The organism is Kineosporia sp. NBRC 101677 (assembly GCF_030269265.1).
GTDB classification, from domain to species: Bacteria; Actinomycetota; Actinomycetes; order Actinomycetales; family Kineosporiaceae; genus Kineosporia; species Kineosporia rhizophila.
On sequence record NZ_BSTA01000002.1, the window covers coordinates 63610 to 84261 of the forward strand.

Annotated in this window: 18 protein-coding genes, 2 tRNA genes and 1 pseudogene; 13 read left to right on the plus strand and 8 right to left on the minus strand. The window is 65.6% G+C overall.

Annotation, left to right across the window (positions count from 1 at the left end; translation table 11 throughout):
* Positions 1-148 precede the first annotated feature (148 nt).
* The 3 genes from QSK18_RS05845 to QSK18_RS05855 form a co-directional block, all read right to left on the minus strand.
* Positions 149-1147: an alpha/beta fold hydrolase gene (locus QSK18_RS05845; RefSeq protein ID WP_285616969.1), complete on the minus strand. Its 999-nt coding sequence runs from the start codon at positions 1145-1147 to the stop codon at positions 149-151.
* Positions 1148-1161: 14 nt separating this feature from the next.
* A complete protein-coding gene (locus tag QSK18_RS05850) occupies positions 1162-1548 on the minus strand; it encodes a phage holin family protein (RefSeq protein ID WP_285616971.1) in 387 nt (128 codons plus the stop codon).
* An 83-nt stretch (positions 1549-1631) separates the two neighbouring features.
* Positions 1632-2720: a winged helix DNA-binding domain-containing protein gene (locus tag QSK18_RS05855; protein ID WP_232810315.1), complete on the minus strand. Its 1089-nt coding sequence runs from the start codon at positions 2718-2720 to the stop codon at positions 1632-1634.
* Between the two features lie 129 nt (positions 2721-2849).
* Between QSK18_RS05855 and QSK18_RS05860 the strand changes: the two genes are divergently transcribed.
* Positions 2850-3887: an acyl-CoA dehydrogenase family protein gene (locus QSK18_RS05860; RefSeq protein ID WP_285616974.1), complete on the plus strand. Its 1038-nt coding sequence runs from the start codon at positions 2850-2852 to the stop codon at positions 3885-3887.
* 9 nt (positions 3888-3896) lie between these two features.
* Entirely contained in the window at positions 3897-4820 is a 924-nt protein-coding gene (locus QSK18_RS05865; protein WP_285616976.1) for an AraC family transcriptional regulator, read from the plus strand.
* On the opposite strand, the gene QSK18_RS05870 is transcribed toward QSK18_RS05865, so the two are convergent.
* Positions 4802-4874 (minus strand) — tRNA-Lys (locus QSK18_RS05870). The genes QSK18_RS05865 and QSK18_RS05870 overlap by 19 nt on opposite strands.
* 910 nt (positions 4875-5784) lie before the next feature.
* On the opposite strand from QSK18_RS05870, the gene QSK18_RS05875 reads away from it, so the two are divergent.
* Positions 5785-7131, plus strand: coding sequence for an SMODS domain-containing nucleotidyltransferase (locus QSK18_RS05875; protein WP_285616978.1), 1347 nt, complete (start codon positions 5785-5787; stop codon positions 7129-7131).
* A gap of 365 nt (positions 7132-7496) precedes the next feature.
* On the opposite strand, the gene QSK18_RS05880 is transcribed toward QSK18_RS05875, so the two are convergent.
* Positions 7497-8024, minus strand: coding sequence for a GNAT family N-acetyltransferase (locus QSK18_RS05880; RefSeq protein WP_285616980.1), 528 nt, complete (start codon positions 8022-8024; stop codon positions 7497-7499).
* 9 nt (positions 8025-8033) lie between these two features.
* Positions 8034-8807, minus strand: coding sequence for a GntR family transcriptional regulator (locus QSK18_RS05885; RefSeq protein ID WP_285616982.1), 774 nt, complete (start codon positions 8805-8807; stop codon positions 8034-8036).
* A 146-nt stretch (positions 8808-8953) separates the two neighbouring features.
* Here QSK18_RS05885 and QSK18_RS05890 point away from each other — a divergent pair, with 146 nt between their 5' ends.
* The 10 genes and pseudogenes from QSK18_RS05890 to QSK18_RS05930 all read left to right on the plus strand — a co-directional run bounded on the left by QSK18_RS05890 (position 8954) and on the right by QSK18_RS05930 (position 18608).
* Positions 8954-9208: a DUF6284 family protein gene (locus QSK18_RS05890; protein WP_285616984.1), complete on the plus strand. Its 255-nt coding sequence runs from the start codon at positions 8954-8956 to the stop codon at positions 9206-9208.
* 86 nt (positions 9209-9294) lie between these two features.
* A complete protein-coding gene (locus QSK18_RS05895; protein WP_285616986.1) occupies positions 9295-9480 on the plus strand; it encodes a hypothetical protein in 186 nt (61 codons plus the stop codon).
* On the plus strand, positions 9480-9866 hold the full coding sequence (locus QSK18_RS05900) for a hypothetical protein (protein WP_285616988.1): 387 nt from the start codon (positions 9480-9482) through the stop codon (positions 9864-9866). Before QSK18_RS05895 ends, QSK18_RS05900 begins: the two co-directional genes overlap by 1 nt.
* Positions 9867-9901: 35 nt before the next feature.
* Positions 9902-10300 (plus strand): annotated as a pseudogene (locus tag QSK18_RS35850) (ABC transporter permease); the annotation flags it as partial.
* A gap of 549 nt (positions 10301-10849) precedes the next feature.
* Positions 10850-13132: a hypothetical protein gene (locus QSK18_RS05910; protein ID WP_285616992.1), complete on the plus strand. Its 2283-nt coding sequence runs from the start codon at positions 10850-10852 to the stop codon at positions 13130-13132.
* 421 nt (positions 13133-13553) lie between these two features.
* Positions 13554-14084 carry a DnaB-like helicase N-terminal domain-containing protein gene (locus tag QSK18_RS05915; RefSeq protein ID WP_285616995.1) on the plus strand — a complete coding sequence of 177 codons (531 nt, stop codon included), beginning with the start codon at positions 13554-13556 and terminating at the stop codon, positions 14082-14084.
* A complete protein-coding gene (locus QSK18_RS05920) occupies positions 14081-15472 on the plus strand; it encodes a DUF3631 domain-containing protein (protein ID WP_285616997.1) in 1392 nt (463 codons plus the stop codon). The genes QSK18_RS05915 and QSK18_RS05920 overlap by 4 nt, the downstream gene beginning before the upstream one ends.
* An 18-nt stretch (positions 15473-15490) precedes the next feature.
* Complete coding sequence (locus QSK18_RS35855; protein WP_352396469.1) at positions 15491-15682, plus strand: helix-turn-helix transcriptional regulator; 192 nt, start codon at positions 15491-15493, stop codon at positions 15680-15682.
* Positions 15679-17052: a tyrosine-type recombinase/integrase gene (locus QSK18_RS05925; protein ID WP_285616999.1), complete on the plus strand. Its 1374-nt coding sequence runs from the start codon at positions 15679-15681 to the stop codon at positions 17050-17052. The genes QSK18_RS35855 and QSK18_RS05925 overlap by 4 nt, the downstream gene beginning before the upstream one ends.
* A gap of 422 nt (positions 17053-17474) precedes the next feature.
* On the plus strand, positions 17475-18608 hold the full coding sequence (locus tag QSK18_RS05930; RefSeq protein ID WP_285617001.1) for a lipase family protein: 1134 nt from the start codon (positions 17475-17477) through the stop codon (positions 18606-18608).
* A 221-nt stretch (positions 18609-18829) separates the two neighbouring features.
* On the opposite strand, the gene QSK18_RS05935 is transcribed toward QSK18_RS05930, so the two are convergent.
* A tRNA-Thr gene (locus QSK18_RS05935) sits at positions 18830-18902 on the minus strand.
* Between the two features lie 101 nt (positions 18903-19003).
* Positions 19004-20590, minus strand: coding sequence for an alpha/beta hydrolase (locus QSK18_RS05940; protein WP_232810300.1), 1587 nt, complete (start codon positions 20588-20590; stop codon positions 19004-19006).
* Positions 20591-20652: the final 62 nt, after the last annotated feature.

Consider the following 20652-nt stretch of genomic DNA (forward strand, 5'->3'; position numbering starts at 1 on the left):
TGGCCCGCGGCCACCACGCGATCTTTTTGAGTCCACACAACCCAAGATCATCAACCGGTGGCCGCACCTTGTTTACCACCACACACCGCCCGCACGCGCAGTAGTCAATACCATGCGGAACGTTACATAACGAAGTGTCGCTGGAGTACTAAAGGCTCTTCAACCATTCCAACAGCACGCGAGTGACGTGCTCGGGTGCCTCTTCAGGCAGGAAGTGGCCGGCCCGGGGGACTGATTCGAACCGCAGCGGGCCACTCACCTGGCGGTGCGAGGCAAGAACGCTGGGCAGCAGCACGAACGGATCCTCTTCACCGTGCAGGCTGAGCAGGGGCACGGAAATCGGTTCCTCGAGCGCCGTTGAGAAGCGTCGGCCGTCGCGACGGGGCAGCGAACGCAGCGCCCATCGGTAGTACTCCATCGAGCTGTGCGCCACGAACGGCACCCGTATGGCCCGGCGATATACGTCCAGGCATTCCTCGTCGGGGAACGCGCTGCCCGAGCCCGACCACTCGCCCAGTAGTTCCGCGACCAGGTCCTGCCGGGTCAGCCAGCGCTCCGGGCGCATCGGCAGCTGGAACTCCAGCACCCGCCGCCAGGCCCGGCGTTGACGGGCGTCGCGGGCCAGCGCCCGCCGCATCACCAGGGGGTGCGCCATCGACAACGCGGCCACGGCCCGGGTCTGCTGCGGCGCCAGACCGGGCATCGACCAGGCCAGCCAGCCTCCCCAGTCCTGCCCCACGATCACCGCTTCGGTCTCCCCGAGGGCTTTGATCACCCCGGACACATCGGTCGCCGACGTCATCGTGTCGTAGCCGCGGGGAGGCTTGTCCGACGACCCGTAGCCACGCAGATCCATCGCAACGGCCCGGTACCCGGCGTCGGCTAGAGCGGGCAGCTGGTGCCGCCAGCTCCACCAGAACTGCGGAAAGCCGTGCAGCAGCAGCACGAGCGGCCCATCACCCATTTCGGCGACGTGGAAGCGCGAGCCGTTGGCAGCGATGAACCGGTGCTTCCAGGGGCCACGGATCAGCGTGTCGGCAGAGTCTGCGTACAGCGCGCCGGCCGGCTCCAGGGCCGGGCGCGGGGTCTCAGCCCGCTCCGGCTGCTGGACGTCGGTGGTGGTGGACCGGTTCCGGCGGATCTTCACCGGTCAGGCCCGGGTCACGAGCGAACGCTGCCCTTGACCGCCGCGAGCGTCTGCTTGGTCGAGGCGATCGCGCGCTCGGGCGGCTTGATCTTCTTCACCTGGAGGAACCCGATGAACCCGAGCAGACCCGCGATCAGCAGCAGACCCAGCGTGACGATCAGGAAGGCCAGCCATTCCGGCAGTCCGAAGCCCACCAGCGCGTAGCCCACGGTGATGACCATCGTGATCACGCCCAGGAAGGCCAGCACGCCCGCCGCCGCGAACATGCCGGAGGCCACCGCGCCGCGCTTGACGTCGTCCTTGATCTCGGCCTTCGCCAGCGCCACCTCGTAGCGGACGAGCGCGGAGAGGTCCTCGCTCGCCTGGGCCACGAGCTGGCCTATCGTCCGGTCCTCGGCCATCTGCAACTCCTGCGGTCAATCCCCCTCGCGGCCGGGCCACCGCGACCGGATGAGCCTATTCGACCCTTCCTGGTTTGTGCCGGTCAGGAGGGTCCCCGTGGTGTCGCTCTTCTGACCTCCGCCGACCAGGCCTTCGAGGGGAGCGCCTTCTCTCCTGGGAAGAAGTCGGTGCTGACGTCGCCGTTCTCAAGCTCCCAGGTGCCCACGATCCGCCCGCCGGACAGAATCACCGGGGCGATCCAGCCCGCCGCCTTACTCACCAACGCGCGATGCTCGCTGGGCAGCATCCAGACGTCTTTGGTTCCGGCGCCCAGCACGTAGGCGTCGAAGGGGCCGAGCAGATGGACGTCGCGGCTGGGTTTGGTGGCGGCCAGTTCGTCTACGTGCTCGGACCGGATCAGAGCCTTCTGCCCGTCCACCTCTACCTCGGTGAGTTCTTCCCGCAGGGAGGCGAACCAGCTTCGCAGTGCGGGTTTCTTCGAGACCCCACGGGTGAGCCAGGCATCGAACGTCTCGGGGGTCGCCGGGCCGTAGGCGCTGAGATAACTACTGATGACGTCGGGCGCGGCGGCTTCCGCGGTCGGCAGCCCGGGCCATTCGGGAACCACGGTGGAGGGAGTGGTGAAGGTGATCCGGTTGCCCCGGGTCTCGCCGTGGCACAGAGCGCCACGCCAGGCCAGGGGTTTGAGCAAAGCACCCCAGCCGGAGCGCAACTCGTCCTCAATCTTCTTGAACTCTTTGTGCCGCAACAGTTCGGTGACCAGCTCCTCGCGGGTGAGGGCGGTGCCCTGCAGGATCTCGCCGACGGCCTCGGTGAGCCGGTCGATGTCGGCCGGAGAAGCTCCGAAGGTCTTCTGCCAGCTCGGTTTCGTCCAGCTCCGGGCCTCGGCGACCAGCGCGAGACAGCCGGCCACCCGATCGGCCCGACACAGGTGCAGCGTGCCGCGCATCGCCCAGGTCTTGATCAGCGAACCACGTTCCAGACCGGTGGCCACCCCGCTGGTGTCGGGCTTCTTCTGCCGGGAGGCGATCGTGGTGTGCGCAGCCGAGGTCACCTGCATCTGCACCCCGCAGAGCCGGGCCACGACCTCCTCCACGTCCGCGCTGGTGCGCGGGCTGAGGAACTGGCGTTTCAGTCGCCAGGCCAGCACCTGGGCTGCGGTGATCTGCACGGGGCGAGTCTGATCGACGTTCACTCGCGGTGACAAGCAGTCAACAGTTCCGCCGGGTGCACGAACGCGTATGTACGCGGTTGTCCGGCGTATTCACCACCGCCGGGAGCCGGTGATTGAGTCGTCCAGGTGATCGAGATTCTTTCCGCGAACGCCGCGCAGACCGAGAAGCAGGGACGACCGGCGGCTCCCAGCCTGGAAGCGGTGCGCAACGCCGGGGACTTCGCCCTGCGGATGCCGGTGAAGCACGGCGGCACCTGGGCCGACGCCACCACCACGGTGCGCCGGCTGGCCGAACTGGGGCGCGCCTGCCCGTCGACCAGCTGGAACGTGGGTACCTCGGCGGTGGCCAAGACGCTTGTGGTGACGAGCCTGGGTGATGATCTGCCGCCGGCCTTCGCTGCCGACCCGCACGCCCAGGCCTGCGGCACCGGGGTGCCGTCGGGGCGGGTGGAACGGGGCCCGGACGGGACCCGGGTGAGCGGATCCTGGAAGAGCCTTTCCGGCTGCGAGGACTCGGTGTGGGCGGCAGTGGGGGTGATGGACGGCGACCGGTTCTCGCTGGCCCTGCTCCCGGTGTCGGACCTGAAGATCGAGCACACTTGGGACGTCGCGGGTATGCGGGGTACGGGCAGCCACACCGCGGTGGCCGAAGGGGTTGTGGTGCCGGACGAATGGGTCTTCCCGGTTTCCCTGCCCGGCCCCCAGGCCGACTTCACGTTCTACGGGCTCACCGCCCTCGCACCGGTCGTGGGGGCCACCCGTGGGGCTCTCGACCTGATCGACGGAATGTTCGCCTCGGACCGCAAGCCCTACATGTCGACGTATACCCGGATGGCCGAGTCACCCGGCGCCCGTCACTGGCTGGGGGAGGCCACCCGGACGACCCTGCGCGCCGAGCGTGCTCTGCTCGCCCTGGCCGCCGAGGTCGACTCGGGTGATCTGACGCCGGCGGACGGACCCCGGATCAGCGCCGAGATGTCGGCTGCCGGCCGGGACTGCCGCCAGGCCCTGGAACTGATGCTCGACCTGCACGGGACCAGCGGCTTCGCCACCAGCAACGCCCTTCAGCGGTTCTGGCGCGACGTGGCCGTGGGCAGCCGTCACCCGCACCTCAACCCCTACCTGGCGGCCGAGCGCTTCGGGGATGATCGGGCGGCTTCGTAGACTTATGGCATGGATCAGGTCAGCGCGGCAATGGCCGGGGCCCGGGTGGGTGAGGCCGGCGCCCGCTGGTTCGGCGGCTCCGGGGCCGGCTGGGGCGCCCGGTTCGATAGCTTCGAGGGCCTCGGCTTCCATGCCGTGGTCTCCGGCTCCGCGTGGCTGCTGACGGCGAACGGCGGCTGCGTGCTCCTGGAACGCGGCGACGTCGTGCTGGTCCCGAGCGGCGTTGAGCACGCGGTCAGCCGGGAACGCCGCCCCCTGCGCGAGGTGCCCCTGCTCGAGATGGGCCCGCAGGCCCCGCCCGGAGGCCGCTTCGACGTCGAATTCGTCTGCGGCGCCTATCGTCTGGGGCGAGGGCAGGTGCACCACTTCCTGCGCGACCTGCCCGACGTGATCGTCGCCGCGTCGTCCCGGGCCCCGGAACTGTCCGCCCTGATCTCGGTTCTGCTGCAGGACCTTTCCGATGAGCAGGCCGGCACCAGCGTGACCCGCACCGCCCTGATCGACCTGATCGCGGTGCACACCCTGCGGGCCTGGCGTTCACAGAGCGCCGAACCGGCCGACTTCGAGGTGGCCGACGCTCAGGTGGGCCAGGTGCTGAGGGCCATCCACGAGAATCCCCAGTCCCCGTGGACGGTGCAGCAACTCAGCGACCGGGCCGGCCTGTCCCGCACCGCCTTCAGCCGCCGCTTCGCCGCCGAGACCGGCCGCTCGCCGATGGCCTACCTGACCGCGCAGCGCCTGACCAGGGGCGCCCGGCTGCTCTGCGACACCCCGGCGCCCCTGGCCACAATCGCATCACAGGTGGGTTACTCGTCGGAGTTCGCCTTCGCCAATGCTTTCCGGCGGGAGTTCGGGGTGTCGCCGGGGCGGTATCGGCAGGAGCATCAGCGGGTGCTGGGGTTGCCTGCGGTGGTGGCCCCGGACGCGATTTGAACGCGTAACCACCCGCAAGCAGCTAGGAGCTCTACCTGATTGAGCTACCGGGGCCGAAGGGATCGTAAGGGATCTTCCGCTGTGGACACGACGACGCCCTCATCCGGTGGTGCTGGATGAGGGCGCTGTGGTGTGTTCTGGACCGGAGCCACCTGTCGGACTCGAACCGACGACCTGCTCATTACGAAACCATTCGTCAATGTGGTAAGGACCTGCCAGGATAAGGAAGACCAGGCGTGTCGGGGCAAGCGGGGGGCAAGCGACCACCGAGAGGCCACCAGACTTATACCTACTGGTCGGGGAGCGACCCCCTTTTGTCGGGAGGCCTCTTGCTGACCGCGCTCAATTATCCGTCACTTGTCGGTTATATTAATAATTTCCGGTGTATTTTGAGGATTGGTCAAACACCAACAGTATTGGCGCCCATGCGCTAAAGTACGCTCGTGAGCGAGAATGAGCGGGCACTGTTGGTCGCAGCCATTTCGGTGGGCGGAGCCTTATGTGTGGCGCTATTCACGGTATCCGTTACACAGCTTGCGAATGGCCGCGATCGTCGACGAAAGTTGTACGGAGAAGCGGTCAAGGCGGCTCTTGCATGGAAAGAATTGCTTTATCGTGTAAGGCGTAGGCCCTCCAGTGATGAAGGGGCACGGGAACTTATAAATAAATTCCACGAGGCACAGGAGTGTCTTGACTTTTACCACGCATGGATTGGCGCTGAATCTAAGTCTCTATCGCGGAGTTACGAAAAGCTCACTCGCGGAGTGAAAACGCGGACAGAGGAGCCGATTAGGCAGGCGTGGGAAGAAGACGCTCGCGCTGTACCGGGTAACGCACGTCCCGATGACGCGCACCCGAATGTTGATGATCTCACTGAGTGCTTTCTGCGGGACGTTCGGGCGCATCTGTCAATCAGGCCGCTTAAGCGAGCTGGTCTTTGGTATCGCAACAGGGGGTAAACTCAGTGTCACTAAAAAGTGAGTTCGATTCTTTTGTAGACTCCATCACGCTAAAGCAAACACAGGTCGATCGGATCGAATCCGCTTGGACTACGCTGCAGAAGTATTTGAGCAGCGCGTATAAGCTTCCTGAGAAACATTTTTTCCTGCAAGGGTCTTATGCAAATGGGACTGCGGTCGTCCCCGTCCCTGACGGTGAATATGATGTGGACGTGGTGTGTTACTGCGTTCCGCCGCAGGTGTCACCCGAGAATGCTCTAGACGTGCTCGAAAACCACCTGTCTGAAAGCGGGAATTACAAACCACGGATAAGAGCTAAGAAGCCTTGTGTAAGGCTAGAGTATGCGGAAGATGCTGTTGGAAAGTTTCATGTCGACGTGGTGCCAGTACGGTCAAGTGATGATGAAGTTGCCTATCTCGATGCGCCGCGGCGGGATGAAGGTTGGCATGCTACTGCGCCGCTTGAATATACTGAGTGGGTCCGGCTTCAAGGCCCCCTTTTCGCCCGTACCGTAAAAATTCTCAAACGATGGCGAGATGAACAGCAATCTGTTCGGACAGCGGTCAAATCCATAGTTCTTCAAGTTTTAATTTCGATGTACATGTCCGAGGAGGAGCAGGACGATCTCCGTCTCGCCCGCATCTTCGATCAAATGCTCGCTGACCTTCAAGACTTGGATGAGCCACCGGCAGTTAACAATCCTGTACTGCCATCCGAAAACTTGACGCAACGGTGGTCCTCTGAAGACTTCCGCGATTTCGTGAGAGAATTGCGGGAAGCTGCTTCCTTATCTGCCGAGGCCGTAAGCGTCGAAGACGAGGTCGTGGCCGCCTATCGGTGGCGCGAGCTGCTCGGAGAGGACTTCCCAATTCCTCGTCCGGAGGATGTCGGGATCGCGCAGGCCGACGCCAGCCATGCTCTGCTCCCTGGACAACGGGGATGGGATCGGCAAATCAATACTTCCATCGGGCTGTCCATATCAGCGCAAGCCCGCCGACCGCAGCGTATTAGTCGCTGGAAAAAAATAATAAGCGGGCGGACAATCGTTCTTTCTGGGTATGAGTTGCGATTTACCGCGCTAGTGGACAATGCACTAAACCTGGATCTGTGGTGGCAGGTAGCTAACACTGGAAGCCATGCTCAGAGTGAAAACGGCCTTCGAGGTGAATTTTATAAGGCAAAAATGCTGAACGGGGAGGAATCGCCTAACCCAAGAGTGGCTCATGAAAGGGCTTCGTACACCGGGATTCACCTGGTTAGGGTCGTGGCTGTCTCCGCGGGGGTGGTAATCGCTGAAAGCGAATGGTTTAGAGTTGCAATATACAATCGGTTGCACCCGGTCCGCCGCTAAGTAAGCCTGGTCCAGGTCGACTGGCCGCTTGAGAATCAATACTACGCTCGGCTCCGGCCGCGCCCTGGCGCTGGTAAGCCATCAGCGCTGTGGACGCGGCCGGAGCCTTTTGCCGTGACGCGACTCGACGGAGGGATGTCAGCGCGTCACGATGGTTGCCCCCACGGTGCCAGGACCCCGTGTTCACCGGCACGGTGGGGGCGGCTGGTCGGGCAGTCCGGTTGGTTGCGAGCCGGTGCGGGCTGCCCTGCTTGCTGGTCGCCGTCCGGAGCCAGGTAGCAGCCTGGCTCCGGACGACGACGTTTCCCCTGCGCGCCTCGCCGGCCTACCCCCGTTGGAGGACGGCGACCAGGGGAGTCTGAGGGTTACTCCAGCGGGGAGACGTAGGCGTAGGCCGGGGTGCTCTGCCCGTCGCCGAAGGTGTGTTCGACCTCGGCGATGCGTTCCCATCCGAGCTTTTCGTAGGTGCGGATCGCGGCTTTGTCCTTGGCCATGACGTCCAGGACGGCGCGCCGGCCGAGCTTGCGGGCGATCTCGGTGGCCGAGTCGGTGAGCCGGGCGCCGAGAGCTTCGCCGCGCGCCTCGGGGGAGATGAAGAGGCGGCCGAGGACGGCGATCGCATCCATTGGCTGGCCCTCGCGGCGTGACCACTCGGTGGCTGCGGCGTCGGCCTCGGTGGGGTAGCTGAGCATGACGTGCCCGACGACCTGGCCGTCCTTGTCCGCGACCAGCGCGGCCAGCTCGTTATCGGACTTGAGCCAGGCGATCGGGTCGGCGACGCCTTCGACGGGGTAGCCGTCCAGCTCGTGAACGCGGACCAGGAGGTCGCCGAGGCCGGGAAGGTCTTCGGCGGTGCGGGGGCGGATACGGGAGGTGGTCTTGGTGTCTGCCATGTCGCGTGATCAGTCCTCTACAGCCATTGAGTAGTCGAGCCCGGTCAGGTCGGAACGCATGATGAAGTTGGTTACCTCGAAGGGCTTTCCGTCCTGATCGATGCCGGTGTGGACGACATCGAGGACGGGGACGCCGGGGGGAGTGCGCAGGATCGCGGCTTCGTCGGGTCGGGGCATCCGGGCGGAGATTTCCTCGCGGACGCGGGTGATCTGGTGGCCGAGCTCGGCGAAGCGGGCGTAGATGCTTCCGGTGCCGGTCTTGGCGTCGGTGGCCAGGACTGAACCCTCGGCGATCGACCAGGGGATGTACGTGATCCCGATCTGAACGGGCACGTCATCGGCGTAGTAGTGGTTCACCCGCTGGACCACGGACTCGGTGTGCGGATCGACGGCCAGGCGCTCGGCCACGATGGCCGGCGGAACGGTGCGGCTGATGTCCGGCACGTCCACCCGGACGGTCTTGCCCTGCTTGAGCGCCTCGGCCCGGAACGGTGAAAGCCCGGTCTCCCGACGCGTCCGTTCGCTGTACCGCTCTGCCCCGAGCCGGATCATCCGGACTTGCTTGCGGACGTAGGCGCCCGAGCCGTGCCGGACATCGACCAGGCCCTCGGTGGCCAGGATGTTGATTGCCTCGCGGGCGGTGTTGCGGGCCGCGCCGTAGTTGGAGGCCAGCACACGTTCCGAGGGCAGCTTGGCGCCCTCTTCGTAGGTGCCATCCGCGATGGCCCGGCGCAGAGTCTCGGCGATGCGACGACTCGGGGGCTGTTCGCGCTGCGTGCTCATGGGTCTCTGACCTCTCCGTTCGGTCCCGTGATCGGGAGTCTAGGCGATCTGGCTCAAGCCACTTGTTGACGTGCTAGCACACGTGTCGCTATAACTGGCTCAAGCCAGTTAGTGGCTTAAGCCAGTTGCAACGGAAGGGGAACGTGATGCATTCCTGGCGATCGCTGAACGGGCCGAGCCGGGCCGAGCTGCGCCAGATCGAGGCCGAGTGGCCTCTGATCGCAGCGGAAATCGCCGTGGTCGATGCCGAGATCGCGTTGGCCATGACCGATGACGACGCCTCGGAGCTGGGCCGCCGTCGTCTGGACCAGGCCGTAACTGGCGCAACCGAGCTGCGGCGCCTGATGGCGGGTGAGCCGGGGGAGTGGCTCAACGGTGGACCACTTGGCGGTGCGGCGTGAGTTCAGTCAGCGCGCATATCCGCAGTTCAACGTCCCGTCACGCCTCACCGGCCCTGTGTCGGATTGGCGCTGGTCTCCTCGCGGCGGTGATCACCGCTATCCCGATCACGCTCACGCTGCGGGCCGTGACCGGCGACCAGGCCGATAAGACGGATCGCCCGGTCTACCGGGTGGTCGAGTCCCGGTGCTTCAACGGGTCAATTCAGCAGGGCATCGACACCGGCCGGCCGGACGGGCTGCTGCTGGCCAAGAACACGGGGGTGAGCTGCTGATGGGCACCCGCAAGAAGCGTCCGGATGAGTACGCCTATCAGGCCGCCGAGGCGATCTGGAGCCTGAATCACTCGACGCGTGAGGCCAACGGATACCGCGAGGCGTACGAGGTGGACGCCGTGATCGGCCACCTCTCGACGGCGGTTGACGGCATGACGCAGTCGCTTTCGCAGATTCAGCGATGGCTGTACGCGCAAGAGAAGGCCGGACGCCTCGGCCACAACGAGGACGGCGACACGGCCGCCGCAGTCGAGGCCCTGTCCGGAGCGATCCTGCGGGCTGCTGCTCGGATCGAGGCACTGGACAACGGGCTTAGCGACATGCGCCGGGTGTCGGCGCACCTCAAGACCATCACGCCGGACGACGGATCGGAGCGCCGGGCATGAGCACCACCACTGAGGTTCGTGAGGACAAGTCGCGCCGAGCTTGGCCGGTTCTGCTGCTTGCGCTTCCGGCGTTCGTGGCGATCTGGTCCGGGTGGGTTGAGTTGGGGCGCCTGACCGGGTTCGGCCCGGTGTCTCCACTGCCGGGCATCTGGGATGAGGCCACGATCGACACGGCGATCACGCTTCCCATTGGCGTTGAGACCTACGCCGCGTATGCCATGTACGTCTGGCTGGCGCTCGACGTGACCGAGCGGGCGCGTCGGTTCGCGTGCGCCTCGTCCATCGGTTCCTTGGTCCTAGGTGCCGCTGGTCAGGTGGCTTACCACCTGATGGCTGCCGCAGGGATCGAACGGGCGCCTTGGCCGATCACTGCCCTGGTCGCCTGCCTACCTGTCGCCGTGCTCGGGATGGGCGCGGCCCTGGCTCACCTGGTCGCCGAGGTTCCTGCGGCTGCCGTTGCCGACCAGGCCGCGGACCAGGACGAGGACGAGGAGTTCGACCAGGACGACGCCGAGGCCAGGACTGAGCGGGCCGTGGTGGTCAACGCGCTACGGGAGCGTCATCCTGACTGGTCCGCCGAGGTGATCGCCGGGACCGCCGAGGCACTGGCATCGGCTGAGGCGCTGCCGACCCCTGCACCGCGTATCGCTCTGCTCGAAACCGCCCAAGGTGAGCCGACCAGCGTTGCCGAGGCGAACGTCCCCAATCGGCCGGCCAAACGGAACCGACCCCGTAGCGGTGCGCGCACCAACGCCGAGAAGGCGATCGCGCTGCGGGAGCGGCACCCGGACTGGACTGTCGCCCGGATCGCCCAGCGCGTCGGCGTCACCGAGCGGACCGCGCGCCGCTACTTCACCGCTCCCGCCGCAGAGGAACAGACCGACCTGGCCGCCTGAGCCAACCGCACTGCGGCCCGCCCTGCCCTGAATCGGGCGGGCCGCCACCCCGGGACCGCTGAACACCCTCGGAAGGGGAAAGCACGGATGAGCGCCACCCCCGAGTACGGCACACCTCCCAACAACGACCGCGACAAGAACAACGACCGAGGCCAGGACGCCGAGGTTGTGGACCTGGCCGCCGCCCGAGCGCGAAACGCGACGCCGGACACTCGACCGGACAACCAGGCGGACACGCGACCGGACAACAGCCCGGACACCGAGGCGGACATCGACCCGGACACCGATGAGGCAATCGAGGGGACGATCGTCCCGGCCGGAACCGGCCCTGGCGCTGAGTTGGTGGACAGTCCAGAGGCGCAGAAGCGTCCCGGGTGGTCGCTGGCTGGAATGAGGGACGCGGAGCGTCGCCCGATCGTCCCGTCCTGGGTTCGGTCGCGGGCTGAGTTCGGATCGAACGCGGCTTGGGCCGCTGGTCTGGCCGGTCACACGGTCGCCTATCACGGCATCCGGGTGCCCAAGTACGGAGCGCGGATCGCGGTGCGGGCACCGCGCGGTGCAGCCCGCCTGGTCGGCGTCTACTCCCGTTGGTGGTTCGACATGGAGGGCGAACCCGTTCGTCAGTCCATCGTGCGGGCCGCCGTCTCCCGACCGGACGAAGCACGCACCTACGAACGTCTGTCGGCCCAACGCGACCGGCGCGTCCGTTGGCGGTCGATGGTCTCGGCGATGGTGGCCGGCCTCTGCCTGGCCGTGCTGATCGCGGCTCTGATCCTTCCGGCCTGGATCGTCTGGACCACCCTGGCCCTGGCCGTGCTGGCTCTCGGGACCTACGGCGCACCGGCTGACCGGCCGCTGCTGGACACCGCCGTTGTCCGGACCACGGTGACGCCGTTGACCTCGGATCAGGTGGTCGAGGCTCTGGGCCGCCTGCGGATCGTCGGCATCGACAAGGCGCTCCGAGAAGGGGACACCGGGCGCGGCTGGTTCGCTGCCCCGATCGTCCGCGAGAACGGCACCGGATGGCGGGCCGACATCACCCTCCCGCCCGGTGTCCTGGCCTCCGAGGTCGTGGCCAAGCGGGAAGAGTTGGCCGCTGCCCTGGCCCGTCCGCTCGGGTGCGTCTGGCCCGAGGTCAACGCCGATATCCACCCCGGACGGCTGGTGCTGTTCGTCGCTGATCGGGACATGTCCAAGGCCCGGCAGGTTGCCTGGCCGCTGCTCAAGTCGGGACGCGTGGATCTGTTTAAGCCCGTCATCATCGGTACCGACCCGCGCGGCCAGGTCGTGAGCCTGACCCTGATGTTCGCCTCAATGATCATCGGTTCGATTCCTCGGATGGGTAAGACGTTCACGCTGCGCCTGGTGCTGCTGGCCGCGTGCCTGGACCCTCGGGCGAAGGTGCTGGCGTTCGACCTCAAGGGCACGGGCGACCTGTCCACCACCGAGCCGGTGGCCCACCGCTACCGGGCGGGCGATGAGGATGAGGACATCGCCTACGGCCTTGCCGCCATGCGAGAGCTCCGGACCGAGCTGCGTCGCCGGACCAAGGTGATCCGGGATCTTCCCCGCGACATCTGCCCCGAGAACAAGGTGACGCCCGACCTGGCCGACCGGAAGTCGCTTGGCCTGGAACCGATCGTCTGCGGTGTGGACGAGTGTCAGGTCTGGTTCGAACACGCCCAGTACGGCGCAGAGTTCGAGGAAATCTGCACCGACCTGGTGAAGCGAGGACCAGCGGCCGGCATCACCCTGATCCTGGCCACGCAGCGGCCCGACGCTAAGAGCATCCCGACCGGCATCTCGGCGAACGCCGTGTTGCGGTTCTGTCTCAAGGTCATGGGATGGCGCGAAAACGACATGGTGCTCGGTGACTCCATGCACGCCGCCGGAATCGCCGCGACGATGTTCTCTCGCCGGGACCGGGGCATCGGCTACCTGGCCGGTGAAGGCGACGACCCGACCATCACCCGTACCCACTACATCGACGGCCCGGCCGCCGAGCAGATCATCACCCGAGCGCGCGCCATGCGGGAAAAGGCCGGCACTCTCACCGGCTACGCCCTCGGCCAGAACCTCAACACCGAGGCGATCCGGCGAGACACCCTGCTCGACGACATCGCTGCCGTACTACCTGAGTCCGCCCCGAACGCCTGGTCCGAGGTCGTAGCCGAGCGCCTGGTCGAGCTGCGGCCGGACGTCTACCCCCAGCTCACGAAGGAACAGCTCACCGCAGCGCTCAAGCCCTACGGCGTCGTCACTCGCCAGGTCTGGGGCACCGATGCCGAGACCGGAGAGGGGGCGAACCGTCGCGGTCTAAAGCGCCCCGACATCCTCAAGGCGATCACCAAGCGTGACGCCAGTAAGTAGCAACCCAGCCCTGAAACGGGCTGCGGAAGGCCGCTAGGTCTAGCACTACCGCCCGCTAGACCTAGCGGCACCGCTAGCACCCCATTCCACCCCTGATCTGCGCCCTAGTTCCTAGCGGCGCCTACCCCGTCACGCCCAAAACCAGCCTGTGGAGGCCAAAAGTGCACAGCCCCATCGCGCTAGCCGTCCTCGCCGCCCTCGGTTACGGAACGTACTATCTGCTGGCCTGCTCGGCGTTCCCGTTCGCCAGTTGCCGCCGCTGCCACGGCTCGGGCAAGCATCACAACCCGTTCGGGGCCGGCCACCGCCTCTGTCGCCATTGCGCCGGAACCGGGCGCCGGGTGCGGCTCGGCCGGCGCGTGTACGAGTACCTGGCCCGAGAGCAACGGCGATCCCTGCCCGGCGACCCGAGGCCGCGCCGATGAGCCGCCGTAGCCGTCCCGGGATGAGCCCGAGCGAACTGGTGGTCCTTGGCGTCGCCCTGGCCCACCCCCATCGCGCCGGAACTGCGCTTGACGACCTGGAGCCCGCCGACTTCCACAGCCCGCAGCACGGCGCGGTGCTGACCGCCATTCACACCCTGGTCGCCCACGGCCAGGTCCCCGAACCCTCACTGGTGATCGCAACTCTGGAACGTCAGCACGGCATCAGACCTTTGGCCGCCGAGCCCTGGGGAATCGTCGTCCACAACTGCCTGAGCGCAATGTGCACGATGCCCGAGGGCTGCCGACCTCACCGCATCGCGGTCCTAGAGGCCCGGCTACGCCGCGAAACGTACGACCAGGCCCGGCTACTGGCCCACCTGGCATCCGGTCCTCTCGGTGAGCTTCACGATGCCCTAAACGCCGTCGTCTCCCAGCTCGGTCGAACTCTCGCCCGCATCGCTGAGCAAACCCACCCTGCCGAACCCCGGAAGATCCGCGCCATCAACCGCAACCAGGAGGCTGCGTGAACGCCCGACCCAACACCAACCCCGGAGCCGAGCTGCTGGACCGTCTGCGGGCGATCCTGGCCCGCTACGTCGTCCTCCCGTCCGACCAGGCCACCGATGCCGTCGTCCTGTGGATCGCCGCCACTCACGCCCAACCGAGCTGGGCACACGCCGCCCGGCTGGTGATCCGCGCACCGGAGAAGCGCTGCGGGAAGTCTCGGCTCCTGGACATCGTGGAAGCCACCTGTTGGAACCCGCTGATCACCGTGAACGCCTCACCCCCAGCGGTTTACCGTTCGATCGGTTCGGATGAACCGCCAACGATCCTGCTCGACGAAGCAGACACGATCTTCGGCCCGGCCGCCCAAGGTGCGAACGAGGACCTGCGCGGCCTGCTGAACGCCGGACACCAGCGCAACCGCCCCACGATCCGGTACGACGCTGCCAAGGGCCAGGTGGAGAAGATCCCCACCTTCGCAATGGCTGCGCTGGCCGGCATTGGAGCCATGCCCGACACGATCGAGGACCGGGCTGCCGTGATCCGTATGCGTCGGCGCGCACCGGGTGAGACGGTCGCCCCGTACCGGGAGCGTCGGGACGGCCCAAACCTGCGCCGGATCGCCGGGGAGCTACACACCTGGGTAAGAGCACACGCGGCCGAGCTGGAGGCCGCCGAGCCGGACATGCCGGTAGAGGACCGGGCCGCCGACACCTGGGAACCCCTGGTGGCGATCGCCGACCTGGCCGGTGGGCACTGGCCCCAGCGCGCCCGAGCTGCCTGCGTGATGCTGACCGGCGAACGGGACGCCGTGAGCGAGGAACCGCTGTCGGTGCGGCTCCTGCGTGACTGCCAGGCCGCGTTCGGCAACGCTCCGGCCTTGCCGACCGGCGTCCTGATCCAGCGCCTATGCGCCGACCCGGAGGCACCCTGGGCCACCCTCGGCCCGCGCGGCGACGGAGTGACGGCAATGAAGCTCGGCAAGCTCCTGGCCGAGTACGACATCCGCCCCGGCACCTACCGCTTCACCGAGGGCCAGGCCAAGGGCTACCGCCGCGAGGACTTCACCGACGCCTGGTCCCGCTACTGCCCACCCACCCCCGAAACGGCCCCGGATGAGGGGCACCCCGAGAAGGCGTCCCAGCCGTCCCAGCCTCAAAGCCCCAGTTCAGAGCGGGTACGCCTGCACTCGGTGGTACGGCTTCACCCCGAGCACGGGCACGACCAGGGTGAGCTGCCCGGTACGGCTCAAGCCGTACCACCCCAACAAGCCGTCCCGGGCCTGACCAGCCAAAACGACGTTGGGACGGCTGGTACGGCTACCCCTCCCAAAACGGGGCCGACCTGCATCCGCTGCCGTCAGCCGCTCACCTACGACGACGGATCGCACACGCACCCGAACTGCGCCTGACCTCGGATGGGAGAGCCAATGACGCCGAAGCCAACCGACCTTCTGACTGTCGCCGAAGTCCTGGCCGAACTCCGAATCCCCCGCCGTACCTGGCAACGCTGGCGCGAACTCGGCACCGGCCCGCAGTGCGTCCGACTGCCCAACCGAGAGCTGCGCGTCCGCCGTTCCGTCCTGGCTACCTGGCTCAAAACGCTTGAGGAGGCTGCGTGATCACCTATCGAGTAGACATCTACCCGCTGGACATCCGGAAGGACCGGGGCAAGCCCTACTCGGTGCGCTGGCGATTGGCCGGCCGATTCAAGCGGCGCTCGTTCAAGACCCGCGGCCTGGCCGAGAGTTTCCGGTCCGACTTGATCCAAGCGACCCGCAGGGGAGAGGGATTTGACGTCGAATCCGGCTTACCCGCGTCCATGATGGAGACACGGGAGACAATCAGCGTTTACGACTTGGCTCTTGCCTACACCACTCTCAAGTGGCCGACCGCGGCGGGCAAAACACGACGGGGCACCGCGCAAGCCCTGGCGACGGTGCTCCCCGTCCTGGTAAAGCCCAATGCAGCCAACCCTCCCGCTGCCGACACGCTCCGGAAGGCCCTCATCAACGCGGCTTTCAACCCGCCAAGGCGCGATCAAGAGAAACCAGATGACAGCGCTGAGGCGCTAGCGTGGTTGGCCCGAAACGCGCTGCCAATTGACGCGCTTGACGATGTGAGCCAGCGGCCGGCACTCGTACGGATTGCGTTGGACGCCTGTGCTTCCAAGATGGACGGGAGCCCGGCCGCAGCCGCGACGACGCGCCGAAAGAGGGCCGTACTGCACAATTTTTTCGGCTATGCGGTCGAACTGGGGCACCTCTCGGTGAACCCGGTAGGTACGGTGCAATGGAAGGTTGCCAAGGTCGCAGACGAAGTAGACCGGCGAGTTGTTCTGTCCCCGGCGCAGTTCGCCGAGTGCCTTATGGGGGTCTCTTATGTTGGCCGAGATCGTGGCCCAAAGCTGGTTGCGTTCTTTGGCCTGATGTACTACGCCGCGACTCGGCCCAGTGAGGCCCTGGCCGTGGTCCAGGATGACTTCGTGCTTCCGGAGCAGGGATGGGGTTTAGTAACCCTGGCCCGATCTGAACCGGAGGCCGGGACAGCTTGGACGGATGACGGATCTACAAATGAGTTGCGCGGTCTCAAATGGCGTGCCCGGAAGGAAGTGCGCGCCGTACCCATCCCCCCGATGCTGGTACAGCTCTTGCGGACGCATATCGAACGTTTTGGACTTGGGCCGGGCGGGCGCTTATTTGGGACTGCCACGGGCGGTCGTTACAGCCAGACGGCTTATAACGCAGTGTGGGCCGAGGCCCGCGGGTATGCGCTCACTCCAGCCCTGGTGAAGAGTCCACTCGGCCGGCGTCCCTATGACCTTCGACATGGGGGAGTAACTCTTTGGCTTAATTCGGGTGTTCCGATCCCCGAAGTTGCCCGTCGCGCGGGGCACAGCGCTGATGTTCTGTTGAGAATCTACGCTGGATGCATCGACGATGAAGTTGACTCTGCTAACGCCAAGATCTCTAGAGCGCTTGGCGGCGACTGACCAGAGCTAGACAGCCTATCCGGGGGAAGGCGCCAAGCGATCCTTGGCGCCTTCCCCCGAAATCTGGAACAAGAGCGAAACGCCATGTTGCGCTGCTTGGATCGATTAAGATGAGAACTGTGACAACAGAAAAGGTCGGTCTTATATTTGTTCATGGTATTGGCAATCAAGTCGCAGGTGCGACTTTATCGGAAGGGGTGAGCTGCCTAACTAGTGCCGCCCCTCGGGGGGTCGAGGTTGCGTATAAAACGGGCGACGCGGACAAGACAGTCACACTGAGTATTCCGCTCGGTCAAGATCGATTGGAGGTTTCCTGTGTTGAGGCGTGATGGAATGATGTAGTTACAGAGCATGCCCTCGGACGCCCATCTGCATGGAAGGTTTGGGGATGGTGCCTTGCTACTGTTCCTCTCCTTCTAGTTATGAGCAACGCATTGGGGATGGTGCGAGCGCAAGCTTCACTCGAAGTAAAGAAGCCTGGTTCGCGAGTTTTTCTCCTTCATTTCTTGGCCCGCGTGCTCCAGTCGATGGTTTGGCGCCTACTCATAATCCCGGTAGTAGCTGCTATTATGGCCGTTCTGGGTACTTTCGTATTAATTATTGAGACTCTCTTTGGACGCTCCGCTCCGGAGAATAGCTTCGTGGCACGTGCGTGCATCTATGTTTTAGGGGATGCATGGGCATTCTCTGCGAATCGGGAGATTTTGGGTGACATTGTTGAATCTGTGCGGTCAACGGCCGAATTGCTGCGCAGTCATGTCGACAGGTTGGTCATAGTTGGGCACTCGCAAGGAGGTGCGATCGCACGTTACCTGACCGCTTCCGAGCCCGGGTTTACCGACGGCTTGGTGACGGTAGGTTCAGGCGCAAATCTTTTGGGCTTTGCACGAACGGCTACAAAGCCATTCCTATTTCTGCAGTGGGTCTTAGTGATACTTGCGCCAGCTATAATGGCATCTGGAGTGCTATACGTCATTGAGGTAATCAAGATATTTACTGAAACTATGTTCATTCCTCTTCTCAAGCATCCAATGGCTGTCTACCAAGGGCGCGAAGAGTTACATGAAATTCCTCAGTACAATTTTGGTCTCTTTAAACCCTTGCTTGATCTGTTTGTCAGTCCAGTCGCGCTAGCGGTGGCAGTTCTCTTGGTTCTGCAGGCTCTTGTCGGCCGGCGGTTGGTGGCTGGTCCGGAGATGGATGTACCTGTGGTCAAGAGTTGGTGGGATGTCGGTTCAATCTTGGATCCAGTCTGTGTTGGCGGCGGGCCATATGAAAGATACGGGCTTGACCGAGCCGTGAAGTCCGTAGAAGTTTTGAATTTTGAGCGGTATAGCGAAATTTGGGGCGAACACACCCGCTATTACCAGAACGCACATGTTGGCCGGGTGCTATGGGCGTGCATAGGTGAAAGTTGTGATGGTCCAGGTCGGCAGGTCGTTGGTCCGGTAGGGGATGCTGTCCCGGGGTGGGCGATCTCGCATTTTTGGCTCTGGGGGTGGCTTCTAGCTGGGCCTTTTGCCTTTTGGGTTCTGCTGGGCTGGGGCTTGGTCTGATTTGTTGCGATTGCCAGGCCATGTTGGATGACGCGATCCATAGAAGCGAGGCGGCTGCGCGTCGGCCTAGGAGGCAGGTGACTGCACTCAGGTGGAGGGGCAAGCATGGGGCAAGATCCCTGGCAACCACCCGCCCAAAGCAGCAATCGGTGGCACATGACTCGTGTGCCACCGATCAACGTTCCTGCTGGTCAGACCCTGTTTCGGCCCTCTGACCTCGGAGCCACCTGTCGGACTCGAACCGACGACCTGCTCATTACGAATGAGCTGCTCTACCAACTGAGCTAAGGTGGCGCGCCGCAGGCCCAGCAAGGTTCTGCCGGAGCGACGATGCACGAGTATACGGGCTCCGGGGAGTGCTGCCGAACGCAGGCTGCCCGTGCGCGTGGCGGGGGCTACTTGCAGGTGGTTCCTTCGGCCGGCAGGGCGCCGGTGAGCAGGTAGTCCTCGACCTTCTCGTCCACGCAGGTGCTGCCCTGGCGGTAGGCCGTGTGGACGGTGCCCTCCCAGGTGAGCAGGCGGCCGGAGTCGAGCTGGGAGGCCAGGGCCTCGGACCACTCGTACGGGGTGGCCGGGTCGTCGATCGTGCCCAGCACCAGGATGGGGGCGGCGCCGGTGGCGTGGAGCTCCTTGCGCTCCATCACGGCCTTGTAGGGCCACTGCGAGCAGCCGAGGCCGCCCCAGCCGATGGAGCCGCCGAGCGGGGGGAACTGCTTGTTGAGCGCGGCGGCGCCCTCGGCGATCTGCTCCGGGGTACGGGTCTCCGGGACGTCCAGGCAGAAGATCGCGGGGTTGGCGGCGAGGGTCTGGCCGTAGTGGCCGTCCTCGGTGCGCTCGAGGTAGGCGTCGGCGAGGGTGAGCAGGCCGGTGCCGTCGCCCGAGGTGGCCTGGGAGATGCCGGTGGTGAGCATCGGCCACAGCTGCTGGGCGTAAAGGCCCTGGGCGATGCCGGTGAACATCAACGACTGGGTCAGAGGACGCTCGGGGTCACCGGTGTCGAGCGGGTTCTCATCGGTGCGGTCCACCAGGGTGGCGAGCTGGGCCACACCTTCTTCCACCGAGCCGCGCAGGGGGCAGTCGCCGGTTTCCTGGCAGTCGGTGACGAAGGCGCGCAGGGCGCGGGAGAAGCCTTCGGCCTGGCCGGCGGTGTACTCCTCGGCGGTGGTGGAGGGGTCGATGGCGCCGTCGAGGGTCATCCGGCCGACCCGCCAGGGGAACGCCTCGGCGTACCAGGCGCCGAGGTAGGTGCCGTAGGAAGCGCCGTGGTACGAGAGGACGTCGTCGCCGAGAAGGGCGCGCAGCACGTCCATGTCCTTGATCGTGCTGAGCGTGTCGACGTTCTCCAGCAGTGCGGTGTCGGTGTTCTGCTGGCAGGCCTGGGCGAAGTCCTTGGAGTCGGCCACCGCCTCGGCGATCTCGGCCTGGTCGTCCGGCGTTCCCTCGGCCGAGGTGGACTCGTCGTACTGCTCGTCGCTGTAGCACTCGATCGGTGCCGACTCGCCGACCCCGCGGGGGTCGAAGCCGACCACGCTGTAGGCGTTCAGGATGCTCTGGCCGAAGGCCTGCTGGGCGACCGCGGCGTAGTCCAGACCGGAGACGCCGGGCCCGCCGGGGTTGACCACCAGCGAACCGATCGGGTCGTCACCGGCGGCCGGGAGCTTGTTGACCGAGATCTCGATGGTCGCGCCCGCGGGCTCGTCCCAGTCGACCGGCACCTGGTACTTCGTGCACTGCAGGCCTTCGCCGCAGTCGGTCCACTTCACCTGCTGGCCGTAGAACTTCTGGTAGGCCGCATCCTCGGCCGGGTCGGTGACCCCGGAGGGCACGCTCCCGGCCGAGGGCAGCGCGGTCGGGTCGGCGTTCGAGCCGCCGTCGGACCCGGAGTCGGGGAACGAGCAGGAGCTCACCCCGAGGGCTACTGCAGCAAGGAGGGTCAGGGACCGGACGGCGGGTCGGTGCTCCCGCCGGTCGCTGCGGAACATCGTTCTCCTCGGCGTATCTGGTGAGCGGGGCGCGGCCGTTCGAGAACGCTATACGAACCGGC

What these genes read in the sequence shown, in the direction of transcription:
- QSK18_RS05850 (WP_285616971.1), bottom strand. Translation starts at nt 1,548, where the DNA reads ATGGCCGAGGACCGGACGATAGGCCAGCTCGTGGCCCAGGCGAGCGAG.
- QSK18_RS05865 (WP_285616976.1), top strand. Translation starts at nt 3,897, where the DNA reads ATGGATCAGGTCAGCGCGGCAATGGCCGGGGCCCGGGTGGGTGAGGCC.
- QSK18_RS05930 (WP_285617001.1), top strand. Translation starts at nt 17,475, where the DNA reads ATGAGCAACGCATTGGGGATGGTGCGAGCGCAAGCTTCACTCGAAGTA.
- QSK18_RS05940 (WP_232810300.1), bottom strand. Translation starts at nt 20,590, where the DNA reads ATGTTCCGCAGCGACCGGCGGGAGCACCGACCCGCCGTCCGGTCCCTG.
- QSK18_RS05915 (WP_285616995.1), top strand. Translation starts at nt 13,554, where the DNA reads ATGAGCCGCCGTAGCCGTCCCGGGATGAGCCCGAGCGAACTGGTGGTC.
- QSK18_RS35855 (WP_352396469.1), top strand. Translation starts at nt 15,491, where the DNA reads ATGACGCCGAAGCCAACCGACCTTCTGACTGTCGCCGAAGTCCTGGCC.
- QSK18_RS05890 (WP_285616984.1), top strand. Translation starts at nt 8,954, where the DNA reads ATGCATTCCTGGCGATCGCTGAACGGGCCGAGCCGGGCCGAGCTGCGC.
- QSK18_RS05910 (WP_285616992.1), top strand. Translation starts at nt 10,850, where the DNA reads ATGAGCGCCACCCCCGAGTACGGCACACCTCCCAACAACGACCGCGAC.
- QSK18_RS05885 (WP_285616982.1), bottom strand. Translation starts at nt 8,807, where the DNA reads ATGAGCACGCAGCGCGAACAGCCCCCGAGTCGTCGCATCGCCGAGACT.
- QSK18_RS05900 (WP_285616988.1), top strand. Translation starts at nt 9,480, where the DNA reads ATGGGCACCCGCAAGAAGCGTCCGGATGAGTACGCCTATCAGGCCGCC.
- QSK18_RS05880 (WP_285616980.1), bottom strand. Translation starts at nt 8,024, where the DNA reads ATGGCAGACACCAAGACCACCTCCCGTATCCGCCCCCGCACCGCCGAA.